This window comes from Alteromonas abrolhosensis (assembly GCF_001953635.1).
GTDB classification, from domain to species: Bacteria; Pseudomonadota; Gammaproteobacteria; order Enterobacterales; family Alteromonadaceae; genus Alteromonas; species Alteromonas abrolhosensis.
In genome coordinates, this window is record NZ_MEJH01000029.1 from 1 (window position 1) to 548 (window position 548).

Below are 548 nucleotides of genomic sequence, written 5' to 3' on the forward strand. Positions count from 1 at the left end.
TCTAACTGCCAAGGCATCCACCGTATACGCTTCGTCACTTAACCATACAACCCCAAACAGCCTTTTGACTTCTGTCTAAGTTATGTCGCATGAATGACAAGCTAATCGGAAGAATTGCCTTGCTATCAAATCATCGATTGATAACAAGCAATTCAGTCAAGTAGAGTAAAAAGTCATCTTTCGATTTCTCAGTTACTCAATTTTGATTGATTACTATTAATATCAGCTTTCCAAATTGTTAAAGAACATAAGTGTTGTTCAATAAAAACAAGACTATCTGTGTAGGCACTGCATCAAGTGCGTCTTTCGACGTAATGGTAAGGAGGTGATCCAACCCCAGGTTCCCCTAGGGTTACCTTGTTACGACTTCACCCCAGTCATGAAACACAAAGTGGTAATCGTCCTCCCGAAGGTTAGACTAACTACTTCTTTTGCATCCCACTCCCATGGTGTGACGGGCGGTGTGTACAAGGCCCGGGAACGTATTCACCGCAGTATTCTGACCTGCGATTACTAGCGATTCCGACTTCATGGAGTCGAGTTGCAGA

At 43.1% G+C, this 548-nt stretch carries 1 rRNA gene; it reads right to left on the bottom strand.

From position 1 onward, the window contains the following. Positions 1 to 318: 318 nt before the first annotated feature. Positions 319 to 548, bottom strand: a 16S ribosomal RNA gene (locus BGK61_RS19380); the annotation flags it as partial.